Source organism: Sphingosinicella sp. (genome assembly GCF_013911755.1).
Taxonomy (GTDB): Bacteria; Pseudomonadota; Alphaproteobacteria; order Sphingomonadales; family Sphingomonadaceae; genus Sphingosinicella.
Window position 1 is genome coordinate 29,342 of the sequence record NZ_JACESP010000028.1, and the last position, 11,044, is coordinate 40,385.

Annotated in this window: 12 protein-coding genes and 2 pseudogenes; 9 read left to right on the top strand and 5 right to left on the bottom strand. The window is 66.8% G+C overall.

What is annotated here, in order from left to right:
• The first annotated feature begins 9 nt into the window (after positions 1–9).
• Together H2052_RS15995 and H2052_RS16000 are read left to right on the top strand one after the other, a co-directional pair.
• Positions 10–1,059 (top strand): Mrp/NBP35 family ATP-binding protein, encoded by a 1,050-nt coding sequence (locus tag H2052_RS15995; protein WP_293783888.1) that lies wholly within the window; start codon positions 10–12, stop codon positions 1,057–1,059.
• A 40-nt stretch (positions 1,060–1,099) separates the two neighbouring features.
• On the top strand, positions 1,100–1,471 hold the full coding sequence (locus H2052_RS16000; RefSeq protein ID WP_293783937.1) for a CoA-binding protein: 372 nt from the start codon (positions 1,100–1,102) through the stop codon (positions 1,469–1,471).
• Positions 1,472–1,526: 55 nt separating this feature from the next.
• On the opposite strand, the gene H2052_RS16005 is transcribed toward H2052_RS16000, so the two are convergent.
• Both H2052_RS16005 and ubiA read right to left on the bottom strand, forming a co-directional pair.
• Entirely contained in the window at positions 1,527–2,873 is a 1,347-nt protein-coding gene (locus tag H2052_RS16005; RefSeq protein ID WP_293783891.1) for a metallopeptidase TldD-related protein, read from the bottom strand.
• A gap of 33 nt (positions 2,874–2,906) precedes the next feature.
• On the bottom strand, positions 2,907–3,842 hold the full coding sequence (gene ubiA / locus H2052_RS16010) for a 4-hydroxybenzoate octaprenyltransferase (RefSeq protein ID WP_293783894.1): 936 nt from the start codon (positions 3,840–3,842) through the stop codon (positions 2,907–2,909).
• A gap of 29 nt (positions 3,843–3,871) precedes the next feature.
• Here ubiA and H2052_RS16015 point away from each other — a divergent pair, with 29 nt between their 5' ends.
• The gene (locus tag H2052_RS16015) at positions 3,872–4,606 is read left to right on the top strand and encodes a 16S rRNA (uracil(1498)-N(3))-methyltransferase (RefSeq protein ID WP_293783897.1); all 735 of its coding nucleotides are present in this window, start codon (positions 3,872–3,874) and stop codon (positions 4,604–4,606) included.
• Positions 4,607–4,660: 54 nt separating this feature from the next.
• On the top strand, positions 4,661–6,034 hold the full coding sequence (locus H2052_RS16020) for a glutamate--cysteine ligase (RefSeq protein WP_293783900.1): 1,374 nt from the start codon (positions 4,661–4,663) through the stop codon (positions 6,032–6,034).
• A 9-nt stretch (positions 6,035–6,043) separates the two neighbouring features.
• Here the strand turns inward: H2052_RS16020 and H2052_RS16025 are convergent, their stop codons facing one another.
• Together H2052_RS16025 and H2052_RS16030 are read right to left on the bottom strand one after the other, a co-directional pair.
• A complete protein-coding gene (locus H2052_RS16025) occupies positions 6,044–7,186 on the bottom strand; it encodes an acyl-CoA dehydrogenase family protein (protein ID WP_293783903.1) in 1,143 nt (380 codons plus the stop codon).
• Positions 7,187–7,240: 54 nt separating this feature from the next.
• On the bottom strand, positions 7,241–7,804 hold the full coding sequence (locus H2052_RS16030; RefSeq protein ID WP_293783906.1) for a helix-turn-helix transcriptional regulator: 564 nt from the start codon (positions 7,802–7,804) through the stop codon (positions 7,241–7,243).
• An 87-nt stretch (positions 7,805–7,891) separates the two neighbouring features.
• Here H2052_RS16030 and H2052_RS16035 point away from each other — a divergent pair, with 87 nt between their 5' ends.
• Entirely contained in the window at positions 7,892–8,365 is a 474-nt protein-coding gene (locus tag H2052_RS16035; RefSeq protein WP_293783909.1) for a DUF6456 domain-containing protein, read from the top strand.
• On the opposite strand, the gene H2052_RS16040 is transcribed toward H2052_RS16035, so the two are convergent.
• Positions 8,353–8,484 carry a hypothetical protein gene (locus H2052_RS16040; protein ID WP_293783912.1) on the bottom strand — a complete coding sequence of 44 codons (132 nt, stop codon included), beginning with the start codon at positions 8,482–8,484 and terminating at the stop codon, positions 8,353–8,355. The genes H2052_RS16035 and H2052_RS16040 overlap by 13 nt on opposite strands.
• Positions 8,485–9,432: 948 nt before the next feature.
• Here H2052_RS16040 and H2052_RS17880 point away from each other — a divergent pair.
• From H2052_RS17880 to H2052_RS16055, 4 genes and pseudogenes are all read left to right on the top strand, one after another.
• Positions 9,433–9,696: pseudogene (locus tag H2052_RS17880) on the top strand (terminase family protein); the annotation flags it as partial.
• Between the two features lie 10 nt (positions 9,697–9,706).
• Positions 9,707–9,934 (top strand): annotated as a pseudogene (locus H2052_RS17885) (DUF2793 domain-containing protein); the annotation flags it as partial.
• 3 nt (positions 9,935–9,937) lie between these two features.
• Positions 9,938–10,165, top strand: a complete 228-nt coding sequence (locus H2052_RS16050) for a hypothetical protein (RefSeq protein ID WP_293783915.1) — start codon at positions 9,938–9,940, stop codon at positions 10,163–10,165.
• Positions 10,166–10,312: 147 nt separating this feature from the next.
• On the top strand, positions 10,313–11,044 hold a 732-nt coding region (locus tag H2052_RS16055), incomplete at its 3' end, for an outer membrane beta-barrel protein (protein WP_293783918.1).

An 11,044-nucleotide genomic window follows, 5' to 3' on the forward strand; every position in this document is an offset into this window, starting at 1 on the left:
GGAGTGAAAATGGCGGGTGAAGACCTGTTGCGCGCGGCGCTTGAGCGGCTTGCGGACCCGGTATCGGGCAAGGATATCGTAAGCGCCGGGCGTGTTTCGGGCATCGTGCTCCGAAGCGCGCAGGCCGGGCTGGTGCTTGCCGTGGACGGACTTTCGCCGCACGACGCGAAGACGCTGGAGGCGCGCGTCGAAGCCGCGCTGCGCACTGTGCCGGGCGTCGAGGGTGCGCGCATCATCACCACGGCCGAACGCGGCGATGCGCCGCAGGGGCCACACCCGACCGCACCCGCGCCGCTTCCCGAAATCCGCCACATCATCGCCGTCGGCTCGGGCAAGGGCGGCGTCGGCAAGTCCACCGTCGCGGCGAACCTCGCCGTTGCGCTGGCGTCGCAGGGGCTCAGCGTCGGGCTGCTCGACGCCGATATCTACGGCCCGTCCGTGCCGATGCTGATGGGGCGGCAGGAGCGGCTGACGCTGCGCGAGAAGCTCATCCAGCCCGCCGAGGTGCACGGTTTGAAGGCCGTCTCGATCGGCGCGATGACCGATCCCGATCGTGCTGTCGTCTGGCGCGGGCCGATGGCGTCGAGCGCGCTGATGCAGATGCTGACGCAAACCGAGTGGGGACCGCTCGATGTGCTCGTCGTCGATCTGCCGCCGGGCACGGGCGATATCCAGCTCACGATGGCGCAGAAGGTTCCGCTCGCGGGCGCGGTGATCGTCTCGACGCCGCAGGATCTCGCGCTCATCGACGCGAAGAAGGCGGTCGCGATGTTCGGCAAGGTCGGCGTGCCGATCCTCGGCATGATCGAAAACATGTCGACCTTCCATTGCCCCGCGTGCGGCCATGAAAGCCACATCTTCGGCCATGGCGGCGCGGAGGAGGCCGCGAGGACGATGGGCATCGCTTTCCTCGGCGGCATCCCGCTTGAAATCGGCATCCGCGAGGCGAGCGACGCCGGCACGCCCGTTGCCCTTCGCGATGATCCGGCGGGGAACGCCTTCCGCCGCATCGCCGTTCAGGTGCTGGATACATTGAAGGAGACCGAACGTGGCCGCTGACGAGATTCGCGACCTGCTGACGACCACCCGCACAATCGCGATGGTCGGCGCATCCGATCGCCCGGACCGCCCGAGCCACGGCGTCATGGCCTATCTGCAGGGGCGCGGCTACCGCGTCATCCCGGTGAACCCGACGCTTGCGGGCGCCACGCTTCATGGCGAAACCGTCTACGCTTCGCTTGCGGATATTCCCCAGCCTGTCGACATGGTCGATATCTTCCGCCGCTCCGATGCGGTCGGACCGGTCGTCGATGAAGCCATTGCGATCGGCGCGAAAGCAGTGTGGATGCAACTCGGCGTCATCAACGAAGATGCCGCCGCGAAGGCGGAGGCCGCCGGTCTCAAGGTGGTGATGGACGATTGCCCCGCCCGCGCGATTCCCCGCCTCGGCGTCCCGAAGGTGTTGGAATAGGAAAGCCGGCCGCAGATTCGACCGCCGTCCGACTACTTCCTCTACTTGTGAAGTCTCAGGCGCCCGCGACCGTCATGCCCTCGATGCGCAGCGTCGGAGCATTTACGGCGTAGCGGAACACGAGGTCGTCCGCCGGCGTCAGGTTCAGGAACATGGACTTGAGGTTGCCCGCGACGGTAATCTCGGCGACCGCGCCCGCGATCTCGCCGTCCTCGATCAGGAACCCCGCCGCGCCCCTGCTGTAGTCGCCGGTCACGCCATTGACGCCCTGGCCGATGAGTTCGGTGACGAGCACACCGCGGCGGATGTCGGCGATGAGTGCGCTGCGGCTGAGCTCGCCCGCCTCCATGTAGAGGTTCGACGTGGAAACGCCGGGCGGGCCCGAGACGCCGCGCGAGGCGTGGCCGGAGGGGCTGCTGCCCAGCTGCCGCGCCGAGGCGCTGTCGAGCAGCCAGCCGGTGAGGCACCCGCTGTCGATGAGCCGCGTGCGCGCGGTCGGCAGGCCCTCGCCGTCGAACGGCCGGGAGCGGAGCCCACGCACGCGCAGCGGGTCGTCCACGACCGTAACGCCCTGCGGGAAGATGTCGTGCCCCAGCGAATCCTTGAGGAAGCTCGTCCCGCGCGTGATCGTCGACCCGCTGATCGCCCCCGCAAGGTGGCCAAGCAGCGAGCCCGCGACACGTGGATCGAACACCACCGGCATTGCGCCGGTCGCGAGTTTCACGGGCGACAAACGCGAGACGGCGCGCTCGCCCGCAAGGCGGCCCACGGCTTCGGGCGCTTCGAGATCGGCATCGTGCCGCGCACTGTGATAGGCGTAGTCGCGCTGCATCGCGTCGCCCGATCCGGCGATGATCGAGGCTGACACGCCGTAGGAGCTGCCCGAATAGGCGCCTGCAAAACCGTGCGAAGTGGCGAGCGCATAGACCGCGCGACCGCTGCTGGCCGACGCGCCCTGCGAATTGCTGACACCCTCCACGGCGCGGGCGGCTTCCTCGGCCGCAAGCGCGCGGCCCCTTAGCGCCTCGACCGGGATGTCCGCGCCGTCGTCGATGTCCAGTGTGGGCCAAGGCCCTTTCGTCAGCCGCTCGGCGGGGGCGAGGCCCGCGTAGCGATCCTCGGGCGCCTCACGCGCCATCGCGACCGCACGCTCGGCAGCAGCGGCGAGCGCGGCGGCGGAGAGATCGGACGAGGAGACGTTGGCGCTGCGCTGGCCGATGAAAACACGAATGCCGATTTCCTCGGCCTCCGAGCGGCCGATGTCTTCAAGTTCGCCAAGCCGGACATGCACGCTCGACGACATGTCGCCAAAGTAGACCCCGTCTGCAGCATCGGCGCCGAGCGCCTTTGCGCGGGCGATGGCGTGGTCGAGGCGGTCGAGCGCGGCGTTCGGATCAAGCATGGTTGCCGCGCATAGGCGCTCGGCACGCGTCCGTCAAAGTCCCGCCGCGAGGCAGGCCACGAACACCAGCGTGCCCGTCAACGTATTCGAACGGAATAAGCGCAGTGCGCCCGCTGTGTCGGCGCAGCGCAGATCACGGACCTGCAACAGCAGATGGAGCGCTGCCGGGAGCAGCGCCGCAAGCACGAGCGGTCGTTCCGGCGCGGCGAGCCAGAGCGCGGTGGCGAGCAGGACGACCGTGACGGCATAGAAGATCGCGACACCCGCGCGCACATCGCCGCCGAGCCGCCGCGCCGAGGACTTGATGCCCGCGAGCGCGTCGTCCTCGATGTCCTGAAGCGCGTAGATCGTGTCGTAGCCGAGCGTCCAGAACACGCCCGCCGCATAGAGCGCGAGCGCTGCGGGCGGTAGGTCGCCGGCGATTGCTGCGAAGCCTACGAGCGCCCCCCAGTTGAAGGTCAGGCCGAGCCACGCCTGTGGCCACCACGTGATGCGCTTCATGAAAGGATAGGCGCTCACCAGCAGCAAGGAGCCGAGCGCGACGAGCTGTGCGAACCCGCCGAGCTGGAGCAGGACGACGAGGCCGACGAGCGACAGGCCGACGAGCAACGCCCAAGCGGCCTTCAGCGACACCCTACCGCTGGCGAGCGGACGGTCACGGGTGCGCTCGACACTCGCGTCGAGATCGCGGTCGATGATGTCATTGTAGACACAGCCCGCCGAGCGCATCGCAAACGATCCGATCAGGAACAGCAGCAGCAGATATGTTTCCTGCGGAAGGCCGCCCGCCAGCGCCGTGCCCCAAGCGCAAGGCCAGAACAGCAGCCACGCGCCGATCGGCCGGTCCGCCCGCGCCAGCCGGGCGTACGGCTTCCACGACCGCGGCAGCATTTCGACCCAGCTTCCGGCAACAGCATCGGGCGTCGCGCGATCGTTCGGCTCCGGCGTGGTCAGGGGCGGGGTCTCCATGCTAGCGGGTCAGCATGGGTGATCGATCATTGTCAAGCAAGGCAGGCCCCCGCCTGTTCGTGGACACGCCGCTGGGTGCGGGGAAGATATTGCCGCTAGCTTCGGCAGCCGGGCATTATCTGACGCGCGTGATGCGGCTGCGCGAAGGCGACGGTGTCAGGCTGTTCGACGACCGCACGGGCGAGTGGCAGGCAGTGATCACCACCATCGGCAAGCGCGAGGTGGTGGTGCGCGCCGAGGCGTTGCTGAAGCCGCGCGAGGTGGTGCCGGACCTCTGGCTCTGCGCCGCGCCGCTGAAAGCAGGGCGTATCGACTGGCTCGCGGAAAAGTCCTGCGAGTTGGGCGTCGCGCGGCTCGTCCCGACAACCACGCGCCGAACCGTTGTGGGTAACCTGAAACTCGACCGCCTCCGCGCCCACATGATCGAGGCCGCCGAACAATGCGAACGCACGGCCTTGCCCGAGCTTGGCGGTCCCGTTCCGCTCGTGGCGCTGCTTGCGGATTGGCCAGCGGAGCGCGCGCTGATCTTCTGCGACGAGGAAGGTGGCGAATCGGTCGCGGAGGTGCTGCCCGGCGTTGCTGCGCCCGCAGCAATCCTCATCGGCCCCGAGGGCGGGTTCGATGATGCGGAGCGCGCGGCCATCCGGGCACTGCCACAGTGCGTGCGCGTTTCACTCGGGCCCCGCATACTCCGCGCCGACACGGCAGCAGCAGCGGCGGTCGCGATCTGGCAGGCACTTGCGGGGGATTGGCGAGGAGCTTGAGCCTCGCTCATTTCCTCTCTGGCGCGCGGCCGCGCGGACGGCTAAGCGCTCGCCATGAGCACGCGCAAGGCCGGTGAAGGGGATGCCCTTCCTATCGAGTCAAAAGACGATTTGCTGAGCGTTTTCGAGCGCGGCAGCAAGCCCGCGGAGCGTTGGCGAATCGGTACTGAGCACGAGAAGTTCGTGTATCGCACCAGCGATCACCGCGCGCCCTCCTATGACGAGCAGGGCGGTATCCGAGACCTCCTGATGGCGATGACGCGCTTCGGCTGGGAACCGGTCGAGGAGAACGGCTATGTCATTGCCCTAGCGGGGGACGACGGGAACGTCAGCCTCGAACCAGCCGGACAGTTCGAGCTTTCAGGCGCGCCACTCGAAAACCTCCACCAGACCTGCGCCGAAACCGGGCGCCACCTGCGGCAGGTGCAGGAGGTCGGCAACGAACTCGGCCTCGGCTTCCTCGGGCTCGGCATGTGGCCGGACAAGCGCCGCGACGAACTGCCGATCATGCCCAAGGGGCGCTATGCAATCATGCTGCGCCACATGCCACGCGTCGGATCGCTCGGCCTCGACATGATGCTGCGTACCTGCACCATTCAGACCAACCTCGATTATTCGAGCGAGGCGGACATGGTGAAGAAGTTCCGCGTCAGCCTCGCGCTGCAGCCGTTAGCGACGGCGCTGTTCGCGAACTCGCCCTTCACCGAAGGAAAGCCCAACGGCTTTCTCAGCTATCGCAGCCATATCTGGACCGACACCGATGCAGCGCGCACGGGGATGCTGCCGTTTGTGTTCGAAGACGGCTTCGGTTTCGAACGCTGGGCCGATTATATTCTCGACGTGCCGATGTATTTCGCCGTGCGCGACGGCAACTACGTTGATCTCGCGGGCCAGGATTTCCGTGCCTTCATGGACGGCAAGCTCGATGCGCTGCCGGGTGAGCGCGCCACGCTCGGTGACTGGAACGATCATATCTCGACCGCCTTCCCGGAAGTGCGTCTCAAGTCCTACCTTGAGATGCGCGGCGCGGACGGCGGCCCATGGAACCGTATCTGCGCGCTGCCTGCCTTCTGGGTGGGGCTGCTCTACGACGACATCGCGCTCGATGCGGCGTGGGACGCGGTAAAGCACTGGTCGATCGAGGATCATCACCGCATTCGCGAGGAGGTGCCGAGACTGGGGCTGCAGGCGAAAGGGCCGCGCGGACGCACGTTCCAGCAGCTCGGCAAGGAAATCCTCGCCATCGCCGAAGCCGGGCTGACACGTCGGGCGCGGCTCAACAGTTCGGGCGACAGCGAGGCGATCTTCCTCGCGCCGCTGTTCGAGATTGTCGAAAGCGGCAAAACTCCCGCCGAGCGTTTGCTCGAGGCCTATCACGGCCGCTGGAGGGGCGATCTCTCGCGGATCTACGCCGAAGAGAGTTTCTAGCCGCGCCGCCTAAATGGCGCGGCTCACGACTTCCTTCATGATTTCCGATGTGCCGCCGTAGATGCGCTGTACGCGCGCGTCGCGCCATAGGCGGGCGATCGGGTATTCGTTCATGTAGCCCGCGCCTCCGTGAAGCTGGAGCGAGAGGTCGCACGCATCCCATTGTAGCTCGGTATGCCAGAGCTTGGCGGCGGAAGCCTCGGCGGCGGTGAGCTTGCCTTCGACGTGGCGCTTCAGCGCCCAGTCGAGATGCGCCCAGCCCACCTGCAGTTTCGTCGCGAGGTCGGCGAGCGTGAACTTGGTGTTCTGGAAATCGAACACGGTCTTGCCGAACGCCCTGCGCTCCTTGGTGAACTTGACCGCTTCGTCGAACGCGCGCTGCGCGACCGCCTGGCCGGAGAGCGCGATCTGGAGACGCTCCTGAGGGAGCTGCTTCATCAGGTAGATGAAGCCCATGTTCTCCTCGCCGATGCAGTTGGTGATCGGGACGCGGACGTCGTTGAAGAACAGCTCGGAGGTGTCGGCGGAGTGTTGCCCGATCTTGTCGAGGTTGCGGCCGCGCGCAAAGCCCTCGCGGTCGGCTTCGACGAGGATGAGCGAGGTGCCCTTGGCGCCTTGCGACGGGTCCGTTTTGGCGACGACGATGATGAGGTCGGCGTTCTGGCCGTTGGTGATGTAGGTCTTGGAGCCGTTCACGACATAGTGGTTGCCGTCGCGCTTCGCGGCTGTCTTCACGCCCTGGAGATCGGAGCCGGCGCCGGGTTCGGTCATCGCGATCGCGGTGATGACCTCGCCGGAGACCATTCCGGGGAGCCAGCGGCGCTTTTGTTCTTCGGAGCCGTAGTTGATGATGTAGTCGACGACGATGTCGGAGTGGAGGGTGATGCCTGCCGAGGAGCCGGCGTAGCAAAGTTCCTCCCCTATGACGGCGTTGTAGCGGTAGTCGAGGCCGAGACCGCCATATTCTTCAGGGACTTGCGGGCAAAGTAGACCCGCTTCGCCGCAGGCGCGCCAGAAGTTGCGGTCGACGATGCCCTCGTGCTCCCACCGGTCGAGGTTGGGATAGAGTTCGCGGTCGAAGAACTTGCGGACGCTGTCGCGGAAGAGGGCGTGATCCTCGTCGAACGCGGTGCGGCGGGCGGTATCGAGCATGAAGGGTTCCTTTCGGCGCCGCGGTTAGCGGCGGCGCCTTCGGGCGCATACTCCCTAAAGTGGGCGTACCAATGTTGCCGCGACCGCGAGCCAGGGGGTTTCGGAGACGACGAGCTGCCGCGCGCCGGGGACCAGCGGCAGGATGGCGAGGCGCTGGCCATCGAGATCGACGAGGCGGCCGAACACGAAGCGCCCGGCGGGGCGGGGGACGAGCACGTCGCGGTTGCGCGCGCGCTCGAAATCGGCCGGGGCAAGCCGTTCGCACCAGATCGAATCGCCGGTGCGGTAGTCGCCGATGCCCGAGACGACCTGCACGGCGATCATCGCGCCGGAGGGGCGGGGCGGCAGCAGCGTCTGCGGCATCGTCGGCGCACGCGCGCCGTCTGCGGCGAGGAGGGCGGCGACGGGGACGTCGGGGCGTTCGGGATGCGTGACGAGCTCGGCAGCTTCGACGCCGAGCGCGGCGGCGATGCGGTTGAGCCAGCCGACCGATACGGTGCGGGTGCCGGTTTCGAGGCGGCCGATGGTTTGCGGGGTGGTCGCAGGGCGGCAGCGTTCGGCGACGTCCGCCAGCGTGAGGCCCTTGCCCTTGCGAACCTCGCGGATGCGTGTGAGCATCGAATTATCCTATTGGGTTATTTTTCACTGTCCTACAGCGGACACGCGATGGCAAGGGCGATTCGCAACTGAACGCGAGGGAGCGCCATGCCCGAAACCCGTAACCGTATGATCGTGAACAGCATCGACAGCCCGCCGCACCGCCGCGCGGCCACCGAAGGCGCGCGGCACGCGAACCGCGCCGAGGAGCCGATCGCGTGGCTGCACGCGCGCGGCAAGATCAGCGACCGCCAGTTCGAGGCGGGCGTGCGCCTGCGCCGCGACTTCATGATCGCCGCGCGGGGCCCGCGCGTGACGATGGCGTGGGACGCGGGGCCGGTGGCGAAGGGCGCCCGCAACGCGCCCGCGTCCGATCCGACGACGGCGCAGATCGGCGCGAAAGCGCGCGTGGACGCGGCGCTCGCGCACGCGGGGCAAGGCCTTGCCGACGTGCTGACGCGTACGGTGTGCCTGGGCGAGGGGCTGGAAACGGCGGAACGGGCGATGGGCGGGCCGGCGCGCGCCGGAAAGGTGGTGCTGTGCCTGGGGCTGGACCGCGTGGCGGACTATTACCGGGTGTGAGCGGCAGCGTCTGCGGCGGCAGGCGGCGTGGAGGCGATCGCGCCCGCGTGCGGCGGAATCGCAATGGCGCCGACGGCGGCGATGAACAGAAGGCAGGCGCAGACGATGATCGTTTTCATTTCAACCTCTTTTGCCCGGCCCCGGTAAGCTCCTCTTACAGCGCATAAAATTACGATCCGATGAACGACATATCAGGATCGACGCGGGAGGTGGCCCAGCCGCCGAGATGTTACAACCCGGGTGCGACCATAAGGACCAAAAATAACCAAATAGGCAAAATAATGCTTGACGAGCGAACCGCTCTTCGCTAGAGATCAGACACGCTGAGGAATTGCGGCTCCGGGGGTTCAGGCCCTTCGGAGCCGTTTTCATGTCGGGGCTCGGCGCGGCTTCTCCTGTGAAAGACCCCGATGACGAAAACGACACCGGCGAAAAAGCCGGCGCGCCGCGCATCCCAGCGGCATGACGGATGGACGGCGAAGCGGCGCGGCATCTTCCTTGAAACGCTGGCGGAAACGGCGAATGTGCGCCGCGCCGTGGCGGCGACGGGCAAGACGACATGCGGTGTCTATGCACTGCGCCGCCGCGATGCCGACTTCGCGCGGGCCTGGGACGACGCGCTTTCGCTCGCGATGGATGAACTGGAGGCGATCGCCTTTGATCGCATCCGCAACGGCGTGGAAAAAACCGTGGTGCGCGGCAGCGGCACGCCGGTGACGATCCGTGAATATTCGGACCGGCTGCTGATGTTCATGCTGAGCCGCCGCAGGCCGCAAGCCTATGCGATGATCGTGGGCGAAGAGGGGGGGGGAGGCGGAGGACGACGCGCTAGCGCTGTATCGCACCGTCGAAGCGCGTGCCGCCGCGATCGAGGCGCGGCGCGGAGACGCCGACGCATGACCCCGCCGAACCTGAAAGCGCGGCTGGAGGCGATGTCTCCCGCAGAGTTCGCCGAGGCGTTGGAGGGGATCCACCTTGAAGATCGCAACGCGCTGGTCGGAAGCTGGTATTGGCGCGCACGGTCTTCGCAGGTCATGCCGCCGGGTGATTGGCACACGTGGCTGGTGATGGCGGGCCGCGGCTTCGGCAAGACGCGCACGGGCGCCGAATGGGTGCAGCGTGCGGCGCGAAACGGCGGCGCGCGCATCGCCATTGTCGGGACGACGCTGCATGAAGCGCGCGCCGTGATGGTGGAAGGCGAATCCGGCCTGCTCCGCGTGCGTGCGGATTGGCGCCCGCAGTTCGAGCCCTCGCTGCGGCGGCTTTCGTGGCCGACGGGCGCGAAGGGCTTCCTTTATTCGGCGGAGGACCCGGATGCGCTGCGGGGCGCGCAGCATAGTCATGCCCACCGGGCAGGCCCAGAAAGAACTCACGCACAACACCGCGATCCATGGCCTCGACCGCCTTGTCCATCTGTGCGCGGAGAGTCGCACACTTACGGTGCCGCCCGCATTGCCTGCGCCGGACACGACGTGGATCGTCGGCACGGACGCGACGGGCGCGTGGGCGGGGCACGCCGGCGCGCTCGCGCACTGGGACGGCGCGTGGGTGATTGCGCCGCCGCCGGAAGGGATGCTGTGCTGGATCGCGGATGAGGCCGTCCTCGCCGTGTTCGGCGGCGGGGTGTGGAACGCCGCCCTGCCGGTCGCCGGCCTCAGAATCGGCGGCGCCGTGATGCTGACCGAGCCCCCGGTTGCGATTGAGGCACCGGCGGGCGGAAGCGTGATCGATATCGAGGCGCGAGCCGTGCTGGCGAGCCTGCTCAGCTACCTTCGCGAACAAGGTTTACTGACGTCATGACCCCACTCAAAGCGCCAAAATCTGCAGCAATGTGCGATATTTATGCAACATTTCAGGGCTATATTCGGTTGCGCGGGATACTTCCGTGATATAGATCGTTAAGGCGACTTCCATGGAAGTTCGTGGAGACTGAGAAAGGGGATTTCAATGCGTAGACTCGCCGTAGTCTTGGCGCTGGCCGGCACCGCTCTTGCGGGCCCGGCGCTCGCGCGCGACAAGGCCTGGTATGCAGGTATCGAGGGCGGTGCGCTGCTCATCGAGAATATCGATTTCGACGTGACCAGCCCGCAGGGTGTCGAAACGAGCAATGGCGTCACCGTCAAGCACAAGATGGGGTATGACGTCGATGGTATCGTCGGATATGATTTCGGCGGTTTCCGTACCGAGTTCGAACTGGGCTTCAAGAAAGCTTCGCTCGACAAAGTGACGCTGACGGGCCTTGCGGTTCCGGGCAGCGGAACGGCAGCCAGCGGATCGTTCTCTGACGCGGGCGGCACCACGAGCGCGCTCAGCTTCATGGTGAACGGGCTGTTCGACTTCGGCGACGACGATGGCTGGAACGGCTATGTCGGTGGCGGCGTGGGTATCGCCCGCGTCAAGGCCGACATCTATCAAGTTGTTGATCAAGGAACTGATTTTGTCGACGACAGCGACACCGGATTTGCGTGGCAGGTCATCGCGGGTGTCCGCAAGGCGATCAGTGACAATGTCGATCTGGGCTTGAAGTATCGCTACTTCAACACGGATGCGCTTGATGTTGTTGGTGTGGACGGATCGGCATATGATGGCCGCTTCCGCAGCCACTCGCTGCTCGCGAGCGTGATCTTCAACTTCGGTGCGGAAGCGCCGCCGCCTCCGCCGCCTCCGGTTGCGGAACCG